The 20,567-nt window shown below is 73.0% G+C and carries 15 protein-coding genes and 1 pseudogene; 11 read left to right on the top strand and 5 right to left on the bottom strand.

Annotated features, from left to right (window positions below):
* Positions 1-36 precede the first annotated feature (36 nt).
* Genes HCN51_RS26380 through HCN51_RS26370 form a run of 3 tightly spaced genes read right to left on the bottom strand, consistent with a single transcriptional unit; the run spans position 37 to position 3,039 of the window.
* Entirely contained in the window at positions 37-765 is a 729-nt protein-coding gene (locus HCN51_RS26380; protein WP_168012604.1) for a sulfotransferase, read from the bottom strand.
* Positions 762-1,745, bottom strand: coding sequence for an aldo/keto reductase (locus HCN51_RS26375; protein WP_168012602.1), 984 nt, complete (start codon positions 1,743-1,745; stop codon positions 762-764). The genes HCN51_RS26380 and HCN51_RS26375 overlap by 4 nt, the downstream gene beginning before the upstream one ends.
* A complete protein-coding gene (locus tag HCN51_RS26370; protein WP_168012600.1) occupies positions 1,738-3,039 on the bottom strand; it encodes an argininosuccinate synthase domain-containing protein in 1,302 nt (433 codons plus the stop codon). The genes HCN51_RS26375 and HCN51_RS26370 overlap by 8 nt, the downstream gene beginning before the upstream one ends.
* 883 nt (positions 3,040-3,922) lie before the next feature.
* Here HCN51_RS26370 and HCN51_RS26365 point away from each other — a divergent pair.
* From HCN51_RS26365 to HCN51_RS26325, 9 genes are read left to right on the top strand one after another with little or no spacing between them, the layout of a single operon-like run.
* A complete protein-coding gene (locus HCN51_RS26365) occupies positions 3,923-7,009 on the top strand; it encodes a non-ribosomal peptide synthetase (RefSeq protein ID WP_277350094.1) in 3,087 nt (1,028 codons plus the stop codon).
* 5 nt (positions 7,010-7,014) lie between these two features.
* Positions 7,015-7,191, top strand: coding sequence for an MbtH family protein (locus HCN51_RS26360; RefSeq protein WP_168012596.1), 177 nt, complete (start codon positions 7,015-7,017; stop codon positions 7,189-7,191).
* 16 nt (positions 7,192-7,207) lie between these two features.
* The gene (locus tag HCN51_RS26355; protein ID WP_168012594.1) at positions 7,208-10,501 is read left to right on the top strand and encodes a non-ribosomal peptide synthetase; all 3,294 of its coding nucleotides are present in this window, start codon (positions 7,208-7,210) and stop codon (positions 10,499-10,501) included.
* The gene (locus HCN51_RS26350; protein WP_168012592.1) at positions 10,501-11,382 is read left to right on the top strand and encodes a thioesterase domain-containing protein; all 882 of its coding nucleotides are present in this window, start codon (positions 10,501-10,503) and stop codon (positions 11,380-11,382) included. Before HCN51_RS26355 ends, HCN51_RS26350 begins: the two co-directional genes overlap by 1 nt.
* Complete coding sequence (locus tag HCN51_RS26345; protein ID WP_168012590.1) at positions 11,379-12,515, top strand: acyl-CoA dehydrogenase family protein; 1,137 nt, start codon at positions 11,379-11,381, stop codon at positions 12,513-12,515. Before HCN51_RS26350 ends, HCN51_RS26345 begins: the two co-directional genes overlap by 4 nt.
* On the top strand, positions 12,512-13,459 hold the full coding sequence (locus tag HCN51_RS26340; protein ID WP_168012588.1) for an acyl-CoA dehydrogenase family protein: 948 nt from the start codon (positions 12,512-12,514) through the stop codon (positions 13,457-13,459). The genes HCN51_RS26345 and HCN51_RS26340 overlap by 4 nt, the downstream gene beginning before the upstream one ends.
* Positions 13,460-13,501: 42 nt before the next feature.
* Positions 13,502-14,800 (top strand): aspartate kinase, encoded by a 1,299-nt coding sequence (locus HCN51_RS26335; RefSeq protein WP_168012586.1) that lies wholly within the window; start codon positions 13,502-13,504, stop codon positions 14,798-14,800.
* The gene (locus tag HCN51_RS26330; RefSeq protein ID WP_168012584.1) at positions 14,766-16,190 is read left to right on the top strand and encodes an MFS transporter; all 1,425 of its coding nucleotides are present in this window, start codon (positions 14,766-14,768) and stop codon (positions 16,188-16,190) included. Before HCN51_RS26335 ends, HCN51_RS26330 begins: the two co-directional genes overlap by 35 nt.
* A 33-nt stretch (positions 16,191-16,223) precedes the next feature.
* Complete coding sequence (locus tag HCN51_RS26325) at positions 16,224-16,838, top strand: CGNR zinc finger domain-containing protein (RefSeq protein WP_168012582.1); 615 nt, start codon at positions 16,224-16,226, stop codon at positions 16,836-16,838.
* 27 nt (positions 16,839-16,865) lie between these two features.
* On the opposite strand, the gene HCN51_RS26320 is transcribed toward HCN51_RS26325, so the two are convergent.
* On the bottom strand, positions 16,866-17,453 hold the full coding sequence (locus HCN51_RS26320) for a GNAT family N-acetyltransferase (RefSeq protein ID WP_080038054.1): 588 nt from the start codon (positions 17,451-17,453) through the stop codon (positions 16,866-16,868).
* A gap of 152 nt (positions 17,454-17,605) precedes the next feature.
* Here HCN51_RS26320 and cysD point away from each other — a divergent pair.
* Positions 17,606-18,514, top strand: a pseudogene (gene cysD, locus HCN51_RS26315) (sulfate adenylyltransferase subunit CysD); the annotation flags it as partial.
* 8 nt (positions 18,515-18,522) lie between these two features.
* Positions 18,523-20,379 (top strand): adenylyl-sulfate kinase, encoded by a 1,857-nt coding sequence (gene cysC, locus HCN51_RS26310; RefSeq protein ID WP_206067825.1) that lies wholly within the window; start codon positions 18,523-18,525, stop codon positions 20,377-20,379.
* Here cysC and HCN51_RS26305 read toward each other — a convergent pair.
* Positions 20,347-20,562: an MbtH family protein gene (locus tag HCN51_RS26305; protein WP_080038057.1), complete on the bottom strand. Its 216-nt coding sequence runs from the start codon at positions 20,560-20,562 to the stop codon at positions 20,347-20,349. The two genes, cysC and HCN51_RS26305, sit on opposite strands and share 33 nt — an antisense overlap.
* Positions 20,563-20,567: the final 5 nt, after the last annotated feature.

Here is a 20,567-nt window from a genome sequence, read left to right as displayed (position 1 = left end):
CGTGCGGCGGGCGGAGCGGGCGCGCGGGCGTCGGTGTCAGCCGGCCAGGCGGTGGCGGGCGAGGGCGTCGTAGAAGGGCTGGTGGTGCTGGGCGACGCGGCGCAGGTGCGGGTTCGTGTCGGGGGTCTCGCGCCGCTGCGGCGTCCTGGCCTCCAGCCCGCTGCTCCGCGCGACCTCCGCGTGCCACCGGTCCGTACGCCGCCAGTTCGCCCGCTGCCCCGGGTCCCAGCGCAGCGCCTGCGGTTTGAAGGCGAGCCCGACGCGTTCGCAGTAGGCGCGGACGGTCGCCTCGGGGGCGGAGACGAGGTCGTCGCCGTCGATCACCAGCGGGATCTCGCCGGTGGCCGACCGGACGGCGTCGAAGATGACGTGCAGGTACTCGAAGCCGTACTCGTCGAGGGTGGCGCCGGGGTTCATCGCGTAGTGCGAGGAGATCGCCGCCCGCGGCTCCCGGATCATGAACGTGTTGACGACCTCGGTGTAAAGGCGCTCGTCCTGGAGCAGCGGCGTGTAGGTGTAGTCGGAGGTCTCCTTGACGAACACCCGGCGCCCGCCGGCGTTCAGGTCGAGGATCGCGTCGAGCAGTGCGGTCGGCGAGGTGACGCGCCGGCCCGCCACCTCGAAGTGCCCGTCCGCCTGGAGGTAGGAGAACGGCTCGTGCAGCACTTCGAGGTCGCCGCGTTCGAGCATGATGCGCAGGAACGCCGTGGACCGCGACCGGGGGACCGCCCACAGCACGATGGGCCTGGCTGCGGCGGCGCTCATTGCGACCACTCCGTGGGCCGGCGGTCCCAGCGGTGCTCGCGCAGCGCGGCCATCAGCTCGTCGCTCAGCGGCTCGGCGTCGCTCGTGGCGAGGTTGGCGCGCACGTGCGCGGGCTTGCGCATGCCGGGGATGACGGTGGTGACGTCGGGGTTGGCGAGGATGAAGCGCAGGGCGAGCTCGGGCATGGTCATGCCCTCGGGCACGATCCGCGCGAGCCGTTCGGCGCGCTCCACGCTCGGGACGAGGTTCTCCGGCACGAAGTACGTGTTGCGCCAGTCGCCTTCGGGCCAGCGGCTGTCGCGGGTGAGGGTGCCGGTGAGCGTGCCCTCGTCGAAGGGCACCCGGGCGATCACGGCGACGTCCAGCTCGCGGCAGGCGGGGAACAGCTCGTCCTCGGGGGCCTGGTCGAAGATGTTGTAGATGACCTGCACCGCGTCGATCAGCCCGGTCTCCAGCGTCCGCAGCACGTTCCAGGGCTCCCACCGGTTGACGCTGATGCCGACCCCGCCGATCAGCCCGCGGTCCTTCATCTCGGTGACGGTGTCCTGCCAGGACGGGTCGTGCGCCCAGGAGTCCTCCCAGACGTGGAACTGGAACAGGTCCACCGACGGCAGGGCCAGCCCTTCGAGGCTGCGGTTCAGGTACTCCCACAGGTGGTCCGGCGGGTAAACGTCGGCCAGCTTGGAGTCGCGGGTGGACGGCCAGGTGCGGTCCTTGGGCGGGGGCTTGGTCGCGAGGTAGAGGCGGCGGTCGGGGTGCCGCTTGAGCAGCTGCCCGAGCATCCGCTCGCTGTGGCCGCGCCCGTAGATCCAGGCGGTGTCGAAGAAGGTGCATCCGAGCCGGACGGCCTCGTCGAGCGCGGCGTCGCCGGTCGCGTCGTCGGCGCCGGTCCATCCGCCCTCCCCGCCGGCGATGCCCCACATGCCGTAGCCGACCTCGCTGACCTTCCAGCCCAGCCGGCCGAATCGGCGCTCACGCATGAGTTCTCCTCCCTGTCGAGTTCATGTCCGGACGATGGCGGCCAAGGGGCGGGACGGCGGTGCCCCCTGGCGAGAACGGGCCCGCCGTTGAGACGGCGGTGTCCTCTGGCGGGAAGGCGCCCGCCGCTGGGGCGGCGGTGGTGGCCGTCTCGCTCCAGCGGTTGCCGCCCGAGCCGAACCGCGTCTGCTGCTCCACCCGGCCGGTGATCTCCGTCCGCTCGATCCGGACGACGCCCCGGTGCACGGACAGCGTCACACTGCCGCTGATGTCGCCGACCAGCCGGTCGATCGCCGCCCGCGCCGCCCGCGCGGCCGGTTCGAGCCAGCGGGCTTCGTACATCGCGGCGCCGAGCACGGCGGCCATCCGGTCGTAGAGGTCGCGGCCGGCCGCGTCGAGGCCGGCCTGCAGCATGCGGGTCCAGGCGGGGCCGAGCACTTCCAGGCCGGGCGCTTCGTAGATGCCCCGGCAGACGGTGCCGATGATGCGCCGCTCGACCACGTCGCGCAGCCAGACGCCGTGCCGGGCGCCGACGGCGTTGGCGCGGGCCATCCACGCGACCGGGTCGGGCCCGCTGCCGCCGACGTCGGTGACGCGCCCGTCGAGGAAGGTGACGGTGACGGTCTCGGGGTCGGCCGGGGCCTGGCCGGGCCAGGTGCTCCAGCGCGGGTCGAGGCGGGTGACCGGGGTGGTGAGGTCTTCCAGCTCCGCCGACTCGTGGGAGGCGCCGGCGAGGCAGGCGTCGGTGGAGCGCCCGGCGCCGCTGCCGGGGTCGAGCGGCAGCCCGTGCTCGGTGACGGCGGCCAGCATCGCGTGCCGGTCGGGGAAACGGTCGAGCGCCTGCGGAAGCGTCCACGGCTCGACGATCGCCAGCTCCGGCGCGAGCTGGGCGCCGTAGCGGGCGAAGCGGCGCTGGTCGTTGCCGCCGCCGACGCAGCCGTGCACGAAGGCCCGGCAGCCGTCGGCGCGCATCACCGGCGTGAGCTCGCTGACGAGCACGAAGCGGGCGGCGCCGGTCGTGTTCCAGTAGCCGCCGTCGTGCCGGGCGCCGTACCGCAGCAGGTCCGAGGCGACGGCGGCCATCGGCGGGCGCAGGTCGACGACGACGGCCTCGTCGCCGAGCTCGCGCAGGCGGGCGGCGAGCGCGTCCAGCTTCGCGCGATCGGCCTGGCCGAGGTCGGCGATGTAGTGCCGCGCCGGCCCGGCCGTCTCCCGGAGCCAGATCCCGACCGCGAGGGCGGAAAGGCCGCCCGATTGGAATAGTCCGGCGCGTACGTTCTCCTGGACCGGCCGCACGGCTCCCCCTTTACCTCGGTGAATTGGGTGCGATGCCGGCCTTTCGATGCGCCGGCGGTCAGCGACCCTACCCACGGATTGCCCGCCATCACTCCCGCCGGACGCAAATCCGGAAAAATGCGCGGCCGCCCGATATTCGGTGCCCGATTTTCTTCCGGTCCGATTCGGTGGGCCGGGTGCGCACTTATGTGGTTCCTTGCCGAGCGGCGTCCGGCCGACCATTCGTGGGCTTCGGCAAGTTGTCACAAAGGGCGGCGGTACCGGATTGGCGGGACCCGCCGGGGGTAACGCCGGGTATGCCACTCGCGCCGCCTCTGTGCGGCGCTCGCCCGGCTCCATCCGAATTTCGGTGTCAGGCACCTTCCCATTCCCGCAGGCCATGCCGCCCCGCGCGGCGGCGGCCGGGCCGGGAGCGGGGCCGGGCGGGGTTGCGGATCCCGGTTCCGTGTTCCAAGATGTGAGTAACCCGTTATCAGCCTGATATAGGTTACTTTGATCGCACGTGCGGCACCCAGGCCCAGGAGGAAGGGGGGAACGCTTCGTCACTGCACGCGCCGACCAGCACGTCACGAGCTATCACGCGGCACCGGCGGCCCGCCACCGGAGCGCCTAGGAGCGCCGGCGGCACGTCCCCGAGTGCCCGGGAACGCCGGGCGCCACTCATCAAGACAGTTCGGCGGCACGCGTAAAGCACCGCCCCGGGCCGTGTCCTGCCGCGCCCTCTCTTTTTCGTGCCCGCGCTGCACGGCCATTTGTTCGGAGCCGTGCCCGCATTTATCCGAGCGACTCTCCGAGGCTGTCCAGGCTGCCCGGAAAGCGTCGTCCTGAATATCAGCCGATTGCGCAGGAAACTCGCCGGAAACGAGGATCTGTTGGGAGCACGATGCCACGCCATGAATACCCGCGACTGAGCGAAGACGTCCTGACCTTATCTCTGGGGCCGCAGCATGTGTTTCCCCGGCACAGCACGGTCCTCGACCTGTTCTGTACGCAGAAAGAGCGGGGCCCCGACCGCCCCGCCATTCGCCACCGTGACACCACGATGAGCTATGCGGACCTCGACGCCGCAGCCACTATGACGGCTCACCGGCTGATCGGCAACGGCGTGCGGGCCCGTCAGTTGATACCCGTGCTGGTGGCGGACGGCCCGGAGTTCCCGGCGGCGCTGTTCGGGGTGATGAAGGCGGGCTCGGCGTTCGTGCCGCTGGATCCGGCGTGGCCGATCGACCGGCTGACCGCGATCATGGCCGAGTTGTCGCCGCCCGCCGTCGTGGTGTCGCCGGCGACCGTAGCGGCTCTCGAAGAGCTGGAGCGGGCTCCGAAGGCGGTCGTCGTCGACTGCGCGCGGGCGGCGGACGACCCGGCCGCCAGGAGACCCCTGCCGGCCGGCCGCCGGCCGGGGCCGGAGGACCTGATCTACGGGTTCTACACCTCCGGCTCGACCGGCACGCCCAAGTGCGCGCTGAACCGCCACCGCGGCCTGGTCAACAGGCTGACCACGATGTCGCGCCGGTTCGGTGACGGCGCCGGCCACGTCACGCTGCAGAACAGCCGCTCCACCTTCGACTCCTCGATGTGGCAGGTGCTGTGGCCGCTGGTGTCGGGCGGGCAGGTCGTGCTGCCGCACCGCGACGGCATCCTCGACCTCGAACAGACCGCGCTGACCATCGGCCGCTACGGCGTCACCATGACCGACTTCGTGCCGTCCGTGCTGGAGGCGTTCGTGTCGCTGCTGGAGGTGCGCGAGGACCTGCGCGTGGCGGCGTCGAGCCTGCGGCGCATGCTGATCGGCGGGGAGGCGGCCGGCCCCGGCGCGGTGCACCGGCTGCGCGCGCTGCTGCCGGGGCTGGCGGTCACCAACACGTTCGGGCCGACGGAGTGCTCGATCGGGTCGGTCTTCCACGACGTCACCGACGCCGACGCCGACCGGATCCCGATCGGGCGCCCCATCGACAACACCGCCGCGATCGTCCTCGACGAGGACCTGCGGCCCGTCCCGGTGAACACGCCCGGCGAGCTGTATCTCGGCGGGGAGTGCGTCGGCGCGGGCTACCTCGACGACCCCGGCCGCACCGAGCGGGTGTTCGTGCCCAACCCGTTCCCCCAGATCCCGGGGGAGAAGCTGTACCGGACCGGTGACCTGGCCCGGCTCGGCGAGGACGGCCTGCTGTACTACAACGGCCGGCTCGACGAGCAGGTCAAGGTGGGCGGGGTGCGGGTGGAACTCGGCGACGTCGCCTCGGCCCTGGCCGGCCATCCGCTCGTGGGCAGCGCGGTGGCGCTCGTGCTCGGCGAGCCGCCCGCCTCCACGCTCGTCTGCTGCGTCACCCCGCGCTCGCCGGCCGACCCGCCGGCGGCGGAGCGGCTGCGCGGGTACGCGGCGGAGAAGCTGCCGGCCGAGCAGGTGCCGCACCAGATCGTGGTGCTCGACGCGCTGCCGCTCAACCACAACGGCAAGGCCGACCGCAAGGCCCTGGCCGCGCTCCTCGTCGCCGGGACGGCCCAGGGGACGGGCCAGGAGGAGCGGGTCGAGCCGCCGGCCGACCCCATGGAGGAGCTGGTCGGCGCGGCGTGGTGCGAGGTGCTCGAACGCGACCAGGTGTCGGTGACGGTGCCGTTCGCCGACTACGGCGGCACGTCGCTGCTGGCGTACCGGCTGACCACCGCGATCAGCGAGCGGCTGGGCCAGCCGGTACGCCCCCGCGACCTGCTCGTGGCCTCCACCGTGCGCGCTCAGGCGGCCCGCCTGACCAGGGGCGTCGACGACGACAGCGCCGAGCTGGCCTACATCAGGCACGACCTGGCGTGGCGCCCGCCGCGGACCCTGCTGCTCACGGGCGCGACCGGCTTCGTCGGGGCGCACATCTTCGCCGAGCTGCTGACCCGCTCCAATGCCGAGCTGGTCTGTCTCGTCCGCTGCTGCGACCCGCCGGACGGCGCCCGCCGCCTGACGGAGGTCCTCGACCAGTACGGCCTGACCGCCGCCTGGCAGGCGCTGCCCATGGCGCTGAAGACGGGCCGCGTCGAGGTGGTGCCGGGCGACCTGGGCAGCGAGCTGCTGGGCCTGCCGCAGTGGCGCTTCGACGCGATCGCCTCGTCCGTGTCGGGCGTCGTCAACGCGGCCGGCGCGGTGAACTTCCTGTCCGGCTACCTCGACCACCGGCCCGCCAACGTGCTCGGCGTGCAGGAGCTCATCAAGCTGGCCGCGGGCGGCGCCCGCCTGCACACGCTGTCCACGCTGAGCATCTTCCCGCCGCCCGGCCCGGGCGCCCCGCCCATCACCGAGGACCGCATCCCGGAGATGGACCAGGTCGCCGCCGACGGCTACAACCGCTCGAAGTACGTCGCGGAGAGCGTGCTGGCCGACGCGCACCGGCTGGGCGTCAGGTCCGTGGTGTACCGGCTCGGCGAGGTGTGGCCGCACCGGGAGATCGGCGTGGCCAACCCCGACTCGCTGGCGCACAACCTGCTGTACGCGTGCGCGCGTACCGGCTGCGTCTTCCCCACGGCGGCGGAGACGGACGTGACGCCGGTGGACGTGGTCGGCGCGTTCGTGGCGCGGGCCGCGACCGGCGAGCTCGACGTGCCGGACGGCGCGATGCACGTGCTGTGCCCGGCCCGGCTGCGCTTCGCGGAGGCGTTCGGCGTGCTGGCCGAGCGGTCGGGGCTCGACCGGGTCGGCTACGCGCGCTTCCGCGAGCGCCTGGACGCCATCGCCGGCTCCGAGGAGCGGCTGGTCAGGCTGTCGCTCCTGCTGCCGCCGGCGAGCGGCGACCGGGACGGCGCGGCGCCGGAGGAGTTCGACCGGCTGTTCACCGACGGCACCCGGCACTTCGACACCCGCCGGTTCAGCCGGCACGCCCGCCCCCCGGCGGCGGACGGGCTCACCATGCTCGACCGCTACCTCGGCGAGCTGACCGGCATCCCCGCTTTCGTACCCCAGGAGACTTTCGCACCCCAGGAGAGGTGAGCGCCATGGAAGCGCAGTACGTCGTGGTGATCAACCACGAGGAGCAGTACTCGATCTGGCCCGCCGGCCGTGACCTGCCGAACGGCTGGCGCGCGGCCGGCGTCGAGGGCGGCAAGAGCGAGTGCCTGGAGCACATCGCCCGGGTGTGGACCGATCTGCGCCCGATCAGCGTGCGACGGTAAGGAGGAGACCGAGATCATGTCCGCACCCACCGAACGTCATGCGGCCGACATCAGGCGCGCCCTGCTGGAGCGGAAGGTGCGCCAGCGCGTGGCGGAGAAGGCCGAGCGGGAGAAGATCGTCCCCGTTCCGCGCACCGGCAAGATGGCCATCGCCGAGCAGCAGCGGTTCCTGTGGTTCCTGCACCAGATGGTCGCGGGCGCGCCGGTCTACAACGTGCCGTTCGCGATGCGCCTGCGCGGCCCGCTCGACGTGCCCAGGCTCTCGGAGGCGCTGCGCGGGATCGTCGCGCGGCACGAGAGCCTGCGCACCCGGTTCGGCGACGAGCACGGCGTGCCGTTCCAGACGGTCGATCCGCCGCCCGAGACGTGGGAGCTGCCGGTCACCGACGGCACCGAGCAGCAGATCCAAGAGTGGATCGACGCGCAGGTGCGCGAGGAGTTCGACCTGCGCAACCGCCCGCCCTACCGCTTCGGCCTGCTGCGGCTGGGCCCGCAGGACCACGTGCTGTCCATCGTGTGGCACCACATCGTGATCGACGGCTGGTCCTCGCGCCAGTTCGCCGAGGAGCTGACGGCCCGCTATGAGGACCCGCAGGGCGCGCACTTCCCCGAGCTGACCCTGCAGCCCGCCGACTTCGCGGCGTGGCAGCGGCTGTGGCTGCTCAGCGAGGAGCCGGCCAAGCAGATCGAGTACTGGCACTCCGCGGTGGACGGCATGGAGCCGCTGGAGTGGCGGACCGACCGGCAGCGCCCCTCGGCGCCCACCGGGGCCGGCCGCATCCACGAGACCCGCCTGCCCGACGACCTCGCCCGCCGCATCCGCGAGACGGCCAAGGCCGAAGGCGTGTCCCTGCTCGCCCTGACGATGGCCGGCTACCAGGTCCTGCTGAACCGCTACACCGGCCAGGAGGACATCGCGCTCGGCTCCGTCCTGTCCGGGCGGACCCGCTCGGAGATCGAGCCCATGATGGGCTTCTTCGCCAACACGGTGGTGGTCCGCGGCGACCTGCGCGGCAACCCCGTCTTCCGCGACCTGGTGCACGCCACCAACGACCACATCCTGGAGGCGATGGCCCACCAGGACGTGCCGTTCGGCCGGCTGGTGGAGGAGCTGAAGCCGGAGCGGCTGCCGGGCCGCAACCCCCTGGTCGCGCACCTGTTCACGCTGCTGCCCGAGCCGATGATCGCCCGCTGGCGGCTGCCCGGCGTCGAGGTCGAGATGCTGACCCCGCAGCCGGAGACGACCCGGTTCGACATCACCTTCCAGATCAACGACCTGCCGGACGGCGGGCTGGGCGTGTGGATCGAGTACTCCTCCGAGCTGTTCGACCACGAACGCATCGAGCGGCTGGTGGAGCACTTCACCACGGTCATGGCCGACGCCCTGTCGCGGCCGGACGCCCGCGTGGACGCGCTGGACATCATGCCCGACGAGGAGTACCTGCGCGTGCTGACCGCCTGGAACCCCGAGCCGGGCGAGGTCGACGGGCGGCTGCTGCACGAGCTGTTCACCGCGCGTGCCGCCGAGACGCCCGACGCGGTCGCGATGCGGTTCGCGGGCGAGGACCTCACCTACCGGCAGCTCGACGAGCGCTCCGACCGGCTCGCGCACGTGCTCGTCGACGAGTTCAAGGTGACGCCGGGCCGCGTGGTCGGCGTGCTGCTCGAACGCGGCTTCGACCTGCCGGCCGCCGAGCTCGGCGTGCTCAAGGCGGGCGGGGCGTGGCTGCCGCTCGACCCGCAGTACCCGCCGGAGCGGCTGGCCTACCAGCTCGGCGACGCCGACGTGGCGGCCGTGGTGACGACGTCCGACCTGGCCGACCGGGTGCCCGCCGACGTGGCGCGGCTCCTGCTGGACACGGACGTGCTCGACGGCCGGCCGGCGTCGCCGCCGAAGGTGCACGTGGCGCAGGAGGACACCGCGTACGTCATCTACACCTCGGGCTCGACCGGCACCCCCAAGGGCGTCATGGTGCCGCACCGGGCGGTGGTCAACTTCTGCACCACCTTCCAGCGGATGTTCTCGGTCACGCCGGACGACCGGATCCTGCAGTTCTCCAACCCCGCCTTCGACGTGAGCGTGTCGGACGTGTTCTCGACGCTCACCGCCGGCGCCACCATCGTGGGCGCGCCGCGCTCCGAGCTGCTCGACCCCGAGCGGCTGCAGGGGCTGCTGGAACGCGAGCGGGTGACCATGGTGGACATCCCGCCCGCCGTGCTGGGGCTGCTCGACCCGGCATCGCTCGACGACCTGCGGGTGTGCTTCATCGGCATGGAGCCGTTCGGCGCCGACCTGGTCAACCGGTGGAGCAAGCCGGGCCGCGAGTTCCACAACGGGTACGGGCCGACGGAGGTCACGGTGACCTGCGTGGACTACCTGTGCCCGCCGGAGCCGCTGGACGGCCCGCCGCCGATCGGCCGGGCGATGGCCAACCAGCGCGCCTACGTCCTGGACCGGGCGCTGCGCCCGGTGCCGGTCGGCGTGCCCGGCGAGCTGCACATGGCGGGCGCCGGCCTGGCCATCGGCTACCTCGGGCGGCCGGGCCAGACGGCCGAGAAGTTCCTGCCCGACCCGTTCGCCCCCACCCCCGGCGAGCGCATGTACGCCACCGGCGACCTGGTGCGCTGGAACGCCGACGGCAACCTGGAGTTCCTGGGCCGGGTCGACCGCCAGGTGAAGCTGCGCGGGCTGCGCGTGGAGCTGGGCGAGATCGAGCACGCCATCGAGACCTTCGACGGCGTGCGCCAGTGCGTGGTGACCGTGCGCGACCAGGGCACGCCGTCGGCCTGGCTGGCCGCGTACGTGGTGGGCGACTTCGAGCAGGACGCGCTGCGCGAGCACCTGAGCGGGCTGCTGCCCCTGCACATGGTGCCTGCCGACTACGTCCGGCTGGAGCAGCTCCCGCTGACCGCGACCGGGAAGGTGGACCACGCCCGGCTGCCCGACCCGCGCCCCGGCGGCGGCACCGGGCAGGCCGAGCTGAGCACCGACACCGAGCGCCGCGTGGCCGAGATCTGGCAGAGCCTGCTCAGCCTCGAGCCCGGCAGCGTCGGCGCGCAGGACAACTTCTTCGTCCTCGGCGGCAACTCCCTCCAGGTCACGCAGATGATCTCGCGGGTGCGCGACGCCTTCCAGGTGACGCTCGACCCGCGCCGGCTGTTCAGCTACCCGCTGCTCAGCCAGTTCGCCGCCCAGATCGACGACGCGCAGCGCGCCCTGCTGGGCGAGGACGAGGTCGCCAAGCTGGAGGCCCAGGTCGCCGGTCTGTCCGAGGAGGAGCTGGACCGGCTGTTGAAGGAGTCGAGCTGATGACCGCCGACCTGGCCGAGAAACGGCGCGCGGTGCTGCGCCTGCGGCTGCGGCGCGAACGGGAGCAGGCGCTCGCCCGGCAGCGTCAGGCCGCGCCGGACGGGCGCCCCGGCTCCCCGCTCGTGCCGCTCCAGCCGGCCGGCACCAGGCCGCCGCTGTTCCTCGTGCACGCCGCGGGCGGCTCGGTCGCGCCGTACGTGCCGCTGGCCCCGCTGCTGGGCGACGACCGGCCCGTGCACGCGCTGGAGGACCCCGGCCTGCACGGCGCCCCCACCGAGGGCCGGAGCCTGGCCGACCTCGCGGCAACCTACCTGGCGGCGATCCGCGAGGTCCGGCCCGACGGGCCGCTGCACCTGGGCGGCTGGTCGGTCGGCGGCGCGGTCGCGCTGGAGATGGCCCGCCAGGACGGCGACGTCGCCCTGACGTTCGTGCTCGACACCGCCATCCCCGACGACACCGCCATCCCCGACGACACCGCCATCCCCGACGACACCGCGACCCCTGACGACGCCGCGACCCGCGACGACACCGCCATCCCCGGCGAGCCCGCTCAGCCGGGCGAGGAGGAGCTGCGCGCCTGGTTCGACGCCGACGTGGCCGCCATGGGCGCCGACCCCGGCGACCCGGGGCTGGCCGAGCGGTTCCCCGTGTTCGCCGCGAACGTGCGCGCGCTGCTGACCTTCCGCCCGCCCCGCGTGCGGGCCCGGGTGGTGGCGCTGTGCGCGCAGGGGTCCGGGCCCGGCAAGGCCGAGCGCTGGCGGGCCTGGGCCGACGAGACCCGCGTGGTGGCGGGCGACCACTACACGATGCTCCGCCCCCCGCACATCGAAGCGCTGGCGCGAGTCATGCGCGACCGGACGAGCGAGGTGAGTGCCCGATGATGCCGGCCTTCACGCCGGAACAGGATGGCTTCCGGGAGGAAGTCTGCAAGCTGCTGTGCGAGGACGCGGTGCGCGCGGAGATCGCGCAGTCCAGGCGGCTGCCGTACGGGGAGGAGAGCGGCCTGCTCGAGGTGCACCGGCGGCTCGGCAAGCTCGGCTGGCTGGCGATCAACTGGCCCGAGCGGTACGGCGGCTCGGACGCCACGATCGTGGAGAAGGCGATACTCACCGAGGAGATGATCCGCCACGGCGTGCCCGACAACGTGCACTCCCTGGGCATCGACATCGTCGGCAACGCCATCCACCTGTTCGGCACCGAGGAGCAGAAGCAGCGCTTCCTGCCGGGCCTGGCGCGCGCCGAGATCACCGCGAACGTGCTGTTCAGCGAGCCGGACGTCGGCTCCGACCTGGCCTCGCTGGCCACCCGCGCCGAGCCGGACGGCGACCACTGGCGCCTGCACGGCCGCAAGATCTACAACATGAAGGCGCAGCACAGCGACTTCGCGTTGTGCGCGGCCCGCACGTCCACCGGCCCGGTGAGCTTCGCCGGCATCACGCTGTTCCTGGTGCCGCTGCGGAGCATGGGCGTGCTCATCGAGCCGGTGTGGAACCTGTCGGAGGAGCGCTTCGACCTGGTGACGCTCGACGGGATCCGGGTGGGGCCCGAGGACGTGCTCGGCGAGGTCGACGACGGCTGGCAGGTGCTGGGCAAGGTGCTGCCGCTGGAGCGGACCGGCCTTGACCACTCGGCCAAGGCCGAGCGCACCCTGGCCGCGCTGCGCGAGCACGCGCCGCCCGGCTGCGAGGAGCGGCTGGTCGAGCTGGAGACGCGGGTGCGCGCGGCGCGGCTGCTGGCCTGGCGGTGCGTGACCAACCTGCACGAGGGACGGCCCGACGAGGTGCACTCGGCGACCGCCAAGTGGTACACCTCCGAGACCGCCAAGGAGGTGGCGGTGGCGGCCGTCGAGCTGCTCGGGCCGCGGGCGCTGCTGGACGCGCGCGACCCCGCCGCGATCGCCGAGGGCGTCTTCGACGCCGGCTTCCGCGAGGCGCCGGGGCTCACGCTCGCCCAGGGCTCCTCGGAGATCATGCTCTTCTTCGTCGCCACATCGAAACTGGGGTTGCCGTCATGACCGGGACGCAGATCACGGAGATCGCCGGCTTCTTCGACGAGGAGCTGGCGCCGATCGTCCGGCGCATGGCCGACCGGCCGCGCACCCAGGACGCGGACGACGGCGACGGCCGCGAGGTCCGCGCCATGGTGTGGGAGGGGCTGGTCGGGCTCGACGCCCTCGGCACCCCCGACACCGTGCGGCTGGCGGAGCTGCTCGGCTCGGTGCTCTACCAGGGGCCGCTGCTCGACACGCTCACGGCCCGCGAGCTGGTGCCGGGCGACGTCCTCGGCCAGGAGCCGGTGGCGCTGGCCGTCACGGACGAGCCGTGGCGGGAGCGCGACGGCGCGATCTCCGCGCGGTGCTCCTTCGTGGGGTTCGCCGCCGAGGTCGAGCACTTCCTGGTGAGCGGCGGCGGGCCGGGACCGGCGCTGGTGCGGGCCGGCCACCCGTCCATCACGATGCGGCGCTACGAGGAGGCGGGCCGGGGCGAGGCGTACGAGGTCGAGTTCGCCGGCACGCCCGTGGCCGCGTGGTCCGGCTCCGCCACCGAATGGCCGGCGGCGCTGGCCGGCGCGCGGGTGCGCCAGGCGGCGTACCTGGTGGGCCTGGCGCAGGCCGCGCTCGACCACGCCGTCGAGCACGCCAGGACGCGCCGCCAGTTCGGCCAGCCCATCGGGAAGTTCCAGGGAGTGGCGTTCCGGCTCAGCGAGCTGTCCATGCACATCGACGCGACCCGCCTGCTGGTGCACGACCCCGGCGCGACCGCGCACGCGGCGGCGTGCCTGGCGGCCGCCTCCGACCTGGCCCGCACCGTCACGACGCGGACCATGCAGGTCAACGGCGCCGCCGGCATGCGCTCCGACAACGACGCCCAGCTGTACTACCGGCGGGCGGCGGTCGAGTCGGTGCGGCTCGGCACGCCGCACCGGCTGCGCCGCGAGAGCTGGGACGGCAGGCGATGACGGCGACCGTGACCACCGATGTGGCGCAGGAAGAGAAGACCGATGGACCTGGTGATTCAGAAGTACGGCGGAACATCACTGGGTGACGCGAGCAGGATCCGCCGCGCGGCACGGCGCATCGCCGCCGCGGACAAGCCCGTGGTCGCCGTGGTCTCCGCGATGGGCCGCACCACCGACTCCATGCTCGACCTGGCCCGCGACCTGACCGACAGCCCGCACGCGCGGGAGCTGGACCTGCTGCTCAGCACGGGTGAGCAGGCGTCGGCGGCGGCGCTCGCGCTGGCGCTGCACGAGCTGGGCGTGCCCGCCCGCTCGTTCAGCGCCCACGACGGCGGCATCATCACCGACGGGGTGCACGGCTGCGCCCGCATCGTCAACGTCGATCCCGCCCCGATCCGCGCGTGCGTCCAGTCCGGCGTGGTGCCCGTGGTGACCGGCTTCCAGGGCATCGCCGCCGACAGCGGCGAGCTGACCACGCTGAGCCGGGGCGGCTCCGACACCACCGCCGTCGCCCTGGCCGCCGCCTTGCGCGCCACGGCGTGCGAGATCTTCACCGACGTCGAGGGCGTGTTCACCGCCGACCCCCGGCACGTCGCCGAGGCCCGTAAATGGGACCACCTGTCCTACGAGGACATGGCGGAGCTGGCCGCGTGCGGCGCCACGGTGCTCGCCCACTCCAGCGTGGAGTACGCCGGCATCCACCGGGTCCCCGTCCACGTGCGCTCCAGCACCGCCGACACGCCCGGCACGTGGGTGACCGACCTGCACGCGGCCGCGCTCGGCGGCGAGCGGTCCACCGCCGTCGGCGTCGTGCACCGCACCGGCCAGCTGCACTGCCGGCTCGACGGCGTCGACCCGGCCGCGCTGGGCACGCTGGCCGCCCGGCTGGCCGACCCGATGCTGCCCGTGGACCTGCTCGGCCACCTGGAGGCCGGCCCGCCCGGCTCGCTGCGCTTCCTCGTCAACGCCGCCGGGCGGGACCGCGTGGACGCGGTGCTCGCCGACCTGTGCGCGGCCGGCGCCTTCGCCGGGCGGCGCTGGTCCGGGCCGCTGGGCCGGGTGTCGCTGGTGGGCCGCGGCTTCTGCCGCCACCAGCCCGAGGTGCGCCTCCTGCTGGAGACGCTCAGGAGCCGCGGCGTCATGGTGCGGGACCTGACCGTCCAGGCCCGGCGCATCTCCATCACGTGCGCCGAGCACGACGTCCTCGACGCGGTGACGCACGTGCACCGCCTGTTCCTCGGCTCCGTCGCGGACACCCGCACGCCCGTCAGGGAGCCGACGGCCGGCAGGAGCGAAAGGAGCGGAAATGAAGCAACAAGAATCGTCACCAGCGACCGTTGAGAGCGGATTCCGGTCCCGCCAGTTCTGGCAGCTCACCGTCATCTGCGGCACCCAGTTCCTGGTCGCGCTCGACTACTCCATCATCAACGTCGCCGCGCCCAGCATCGGCGAGTCCATGGACTTCTCCTCCGGGGGCGGCCTGGCCTGGGTGCTGTCGGCCTACCCGCTCGCCTTCTGCGGCTTCCTCCTGCTCGGCGGCCGGGTCGCCGACCTGTACGGCAGGAAGCGCGTGTTCATCTGGAGCCTGGCCGGCTTCCTGCTGGCCTCGCTCCTGGCGGGCCTGGCCTGGTCCCCGTCCGCGCTCATCGCCGGCCGCGCCCTGCAAGGGGTCGCCGCCGCGTTCATCGCCCCGGCCGGGCTCGGGCTGCTCCAGGCGGCCATCCCGGAAGGGCCGCAACGCGAGCGGGCGCTCGGCGTGTACGGGTCGGCGCTGTCGGCCGGGTTCGTCTCCGGCATGGTGCTCGGGGGAGTGCTCACCGAGTTCGCCGGCTGGCGCTCCGTCTTCCTGATCAACGTGCCCATCGTGCTGGTCTTCGGCCTGCTGGCCAAGGCCCACCTCGACGAGAGCCGGGACCGGCACGCCTCCCGCGACCTCGACCTCACCGGCGTCGCCCTTATCACCACGGGCATGGTCGCGCTCGTGTTCGCCCTCACCGAGGGGGAGCGGTACGGCTGGACGTCCGCCCCGATCCTGCTCGCCGCGGTGGTCGCGGTGCCCGCCGTCGCGCTGTTCGTCTGGGTGGAGTCGAGGAAGCGGCACGCCCTCGTGCCGATCTCCATCTTCCGCACCGCCGCCATCGGCGCGGCCAACCTGATCAACGTCCTGCTGATCTGCTCCTACGGCGGCATGCTGTTCATCCTCACCCTCTACCTGCAGACGCATCTCGGCCTGGGCGCGCTGCCGACCGGCCTGACGTTCGCCGTCTCGGGCGCGATCGCGATCGTCACCGGGATCTACGCGGGCCGGTTCGTCGAGCGGTTCGGGCTCTACCGCGTGCTGCTGTTCGGGATCGTCGTCGAGACGATCGGCATCCTCGTCATGGTGGGGCTGCCCGAGGGGTACGGGCTCGCGCTCGTCCTGATCGGCACGTCCGTGAACGCCTTCGGCCACATCATCGCGCTGATCACGACGAGCATCGCGGGCACGAACGGCGCCGAGGAGGGGCGGCAGGCCACGGCCGGCGCCCTGATCAACGTCTCCCAGCAGCTCGGGCTGGCCATCGGGGTCGGCGTGGTGACCTCGGTGGCGGCGCACTTCGCCGCCGGCGCCGGCGGGCCCGAGGCGGCCACCCTGGAGGGCTGGCGCTGGGCCCTGTGGTGCTCGGTCGGGTTCGCGGTCGCGGCGATCGCCACGACCGTGCTGCTGCGCAGGCGGTTCCAGGGAGACTAGCCAACGCCGTAGAAACCCTTTACATTGGGTTAGATGGTTACTCTGGCCACCAGGGTCCAGGCGCCGTGGCAGGACGCCCACTTCGTCGGCGGCCATCCGGCGCTGGACCTCACCAATACCGTCTACGACCGGCACCAGCCGGTCGCCGACGGAGAGCTGCTGAAAGACCCCTCCGACGTGCTGACGTGGTGCGTGTCCGCGGGTCTGGCCGACACGATGCCGACTGATACGGTGCCGCCCCTGGCCGGCGCGGACGCTCTCGTTCCGGAGGTGCGGGCCGTGCGCGAGCAGGCGTGGGCGGTGTTCGACGCGATCGCGCACGGCGCGCCCGTGCCGCCCGAGCCGTTCGGCCTGCTGCTGGAACGGGCCGGGGCGGGCGTGCGGGCCCGGCAGGTCGAGCCGGACGGCGCCGCGCCGCACCGCTTCACCGCCGACTGGTCGGCGCCGGGAGCGATCCCCGCGGCCCTGTCCCTGCTGGTGGTGAATGCGGTGTTCACGCTGCCGCACGACCGGATCAGGGCCTGCGGCCGGTGCGGCTGGCTGTTCCTGGACTCCTCGCGGGGCGGGCGCCGCCGCTGGTGCAGCATGAGCATCTGCGGCAACCGCGAGAAGGCGCGCCGCCACCGCCAGAGCCGGGCCCCGCAGTGACGGCCGCGCGCCTCATCACGACGTACGTCAGCCGAGCTTGCGGCGCATGACCGGGCGGTCCTTGCGCGGGCGGGCCACCTCGGAGAAGCCGGCCTTGAGGAAGGCGCTGGCGATTCCGGTCATGGCCGTGTCGGCGCCCGCGCGCTTGCCGTCGCGCGGCTCGACCGGGTAGCCCTCGGCGGTCGTGTAGCCGGCGTCGGCGGCGTACCCGCACACGGCCTCGAGGATGTCCGGCAGCAGCCCGGAGCCCCGGCGCTTCTTGTGCACGAAGACGCACGCCAGCGCGCACACCGGCGTGTCGTCGAGGTCGGCCAGGATCGGCGAGCGTTCGAGCCGCGGGAACGCCGAGCGCGGCCCGAGCGAGCACCACGCCACCGGCTCGTCCCCGTCGTAGACGATGACGCCGGGCGCCGGATCGCGCTGGGCGAGCCGGTTCATCGCCTTCTTGTTCCCCTCGCCCTTGCCTTCCATCCACTCCGAGATGGACAGCCGCCAGTGCATGCACCAGCACCCGCGGGCCCCTCCGTTGTCGCCGAGCACCGTCTCGAAGTCGCTCCACGTCTTCTTGGACAGCTCCTTCACCGTCAGGGAGCTCCGCTTGCCGCGAGCGTTCATCACCGCACCGCCAATCTGGTCGGGAGTCTCCGGTTCCTTTCCCCGGAGGAGCGGGACACTGCATCCCAGAGAATAACCGTTATGAGGTTTTTACGGGTTACTCAAGGGCAGCATAGCCGCATCGCTCATGGGAATCCCCCTGCTCACCCACGACGACGGAGGGCCGAGATTTGGCCGAAGAAGACGTCCTGGACATGCTCGAGGCCGAGGCGATCCACGTGCTGCGCGAGGTCGCCGGGGCTTTTCGCCGGCCGGTGCTGCTGTACTCGATCGGCAAGGACTCCTCGGTGCTGCTGCACCTGGCGATCAAGGCGTTCGCGCCCGGCCGGCTGCCGTTCCCCGTCCTGCACGTGGACACCGGCTGGAAGTTCCGCGAGATGATCGCCTTCCGCGACGAGACCGCCCGCCGGCTCGGGCTCGACCTGCGGGTGCACACCAACCCCGAGGGGGCCACGCCGTTCACGCACGGCGCCCACGAGTACACCCGGATCATGAAGACCGTCACCCTGCGGCGGGCGCTCGACGACGGCGGGTTCGACGCCGCCATCGGCGGGGCGCGGCGCGACGAGGAGCGCTCGCGCGCCAAGGAGCGGATCTTCTCGCTGCGCGAGCCGCACCACCGCTGGGAGCCGCGCTCGCAGCGCCCGGAGTTCTGGTGGTCGGCCAACACCGAGCTGGCCGAAGGCCAGACGATGCGGGTCTTCCCGCTGTCCAACTGGACCGAGCTGGACGTCTGGCACTACATCAAGCGCGAGGACATCCCGGTGGTGCCGCTGTACTTCAGCGCGCCGCGCCCCGTCGTCGAGCGGAACGGCTCCCTGATCATGGTGGACGACGACCGCTTCCCCCTGTCGCCCGGCGAGCGGCCGCGGCCGCGCCACGTCCGCTTCCGCACCCTCGGCTGCTACCCGCTGACCGCCGCCGTCGAGTCCAAGGCCGAGACCCTCGACGAGGTCATCGACGAGATGCGGCGCGACCGCAGGTCCGAGCGGGCGGGCCGGCTCATCGACGGCGAGGGCGGCACCTCCATCGAGAGCAAGAAGTCGGAGGGGTACTTCTGATGAAGCCGATGCTTCGAGTGATCGCCTGCGGCTCCGTCGACGACGGCAAGTCCACCCTCATCGGCCGGTTGCTCGCCGGCACCGGCAGCGCCACCGAGGACCAGCTCGACTACGCCCGGCGCACCCGGCGCGGCGGCTCCACCATCCCCGCCGGGGCGGTGGACTACTCGCTGCTGACCGACGGCCTGGAGGCCGAGCACGAGCAGGGCATCACGATCGACGTCGCCTACCTGTTCCTGGACCTGCCGTCCGGCCGGCGCGTGATCATCGCCGACGCGCCGGGGCACGAGCAGTACACGCGCAACATGGCGGTCGCGGCGTCCACCGCCGACGTCGCCGTGCTCCTCGTGGACGCCACCAAGGGCGTGCGCGAGCAGACCCACCGGCACCTGGCCATCTGCGCGCTGATGGGCGTGCGGGCCGTCATCGCCGTGGTCAACAAGCTCGACGCGCTGGACTACGACCAGGCCGTGTTCGACCGGCTCGCGAGCGAGGTGCGGGCGGCGGCCGACGGGTACGGCGTCACCGCGAGCGTGCTGCCCGCCAGCGCGCTCAGCGGCGACAACGTCGTCGAGCGCTCGCCGAGCCTGCCCTGGTACGACGGCCCCACCCTGCTCGACGCGCTGGCCACCTGGCAGCCGCCACCCGCGGAGACGGCCGGCGACTACCGGCTGCCCGTCCAGTACGTGATCCGCGCGGACGGCTTCCGCGGCTTCGCCGGCACCGTGACCGGCGGCCCCGTCCGCCAGGGAGATCCCGTCGCGGTCGCCGGCGGCGGCGCGTCCAGGATCGACCGGCTGCTCGGCCCCGGCGGCCACGACCTGCGCGAGGCCGGCCCCGGCACGCCCGTGACGGTGACGCTGGCCGACGACGTGGACGTCCGCCGCGGCGACCTGCTCACCACGCCGGACGCCCTGCGCGACGGGCTCGCCCCCGCGACGGCCTACTCCGCCACGCTCGTCTGGACCGCCGCGGAGCCGCTCCGCCACAGCCGCTCCTACCTGCTGCTCGCCGGCTCCCGCGGCGTGCCCGCGATGGTGACGTCCGTGCGCGGCCGGATGGAGGTGGTGTCGGGCAAGCAGCTCGCCGCCCGTACGCTCGGGCTCAACGACATCGGCACCGTCGAGCTGACCACCGACACCCCCGTCAGCCTGGACGCCTACCAGGAGTGCCGCGACACCGGCAGCTTCCTGCTGGTGGACCGCGTCACCAAGGAGACCGTCGCGGCCGGCATGGTCCGGCACGCGCTGCGGCGCGGCCGCAACGTCGTCCCCCACGCCTACACCGTGGACCGGGAGGCCCGGCAGCGGCTGAAGGGGCAGCGGGCCAGGGTCCTGTGGCTGACCGGCCTGCCGGGCGCCGGCAAGTCGACCATCGCCAACGCGCTGGAGCGGCGGCTGCACGGCATGGGGCTGCACACGTACGTGCTCGACGGCGACAACGTGCGCAGCGGGCTGAACAAGGACCTCGGGTTCACCCCCGAGGGGCGCGCCGAGAACGTGCGCCGGGTCGCCGAGCTGGCCCGCATCCTGCTGGACGCCGGCCTGATCGTGATCGTGGCGCTGGTGTCGCCGTACCGGGCGGACCGGGCGGCGGCCAGGAGCCTGTTCGCGCCGGGCGACTTCGCCGAGGTGTGGGTGGACACCCCGGCCGAGGTGTGCGTGCGCCGGGACCCGAAGGGCCTGTACGCCCAGGCGAAGGCGGGCCGGCTGCCGAACATGACGGGCCTCGGCCAGGTCTACGAGCCGCCGGAGCACCCCGACCTGGTGGTCGACGGCTCCGGCTCGCTCGACGACGTCACGGGCGAGCTGTGCGCCCTGCTGGACGGCCTGTCACCCGCCGAGGTCGGCCCGCTCGGCCAGTGAGCGCGGGCGCAGGTCGGTCCAGTGGCGCTCGATGTAGTCGAGGCACGCGGCCCGGCTGCTCTCCGGCAGGACGACGGTCCAGCCGCCGGGCACCTCGGCGAACGCGGGCCACAGCGAGTGCTGGTTCTCGGCGTTGACCAGCACCAGGAAGCGGCCGTCCGGGTCGTCGAAGGGGTTGGTCATGTCAG

This window comes from Nonomuraea composti (genome assembly GCF_012034275.1).
Taxonomy (GTDB): Bacteria; Actinomycetota; Actinomycetes; order Streptosporangiales; family Streptosporangiaceae; genus Nonomuraea; species Nonomuraea composti.
The sequence above is the reverse complement of the archived record's forward strand: the minus strand, read 5'-3'. Positions and strand labels throughout refer to the sequence as shown.